This window comes from Streptomyces iakyrus, from assembly GCF_000717055.1.
GTDB classification, from domain to species: Bacteria; Actinomycetota; Actinomycetes; order Streptomycetales; family Streptomycetaceae; genus Streptomyces; species Streptomyces iakyrus.
Genome location: NZ_JNXI01000166.1, coordinates 1 through 266, shown reverse-complemented (window position 1 = coordinate 266; position 266 = coordinate 1). Strand labels below are relative to the sequence as shown.

The following is a 266-nucleotide window of genomic DNA, read 5'->3' as shown; positions in this document are numbered from 1 at the left end:
ATGAGTCCGGCGATCACGCCCAGGAAGGAGGCGATGGTGATCACCGCGACGTCGCGGTGCGCGACGTGGGACAGCTCGTGGGCGAGGACGCCCTCCAGCTCTTCGGGTTCCAGGCGGCGCTGGAGCCCGGTGGTGACGCAGACGACGGCGTGGTCGGCGTTGCGGCCGGTGGCGAACGCGTTGGGCAGGTCCATCCGGGAGACGGCCACGCGCGGTTTGGGCATGTCCGCGGTGGCGCACAGCCGGTCGATGACGCCGTGCAGCTG

General features: G+C 71.4%; 1 protein-coding gene. It reads right to left on the bottom strand.

The window, feature by feature from the left end:
- Positions 1–266 (bottom strand): M48 family metalloprotease (locus OO68_RS41955; RefSeq protein WP_033314770.1); only part of this gene is annotated, 266 nt, incomplete at both ends.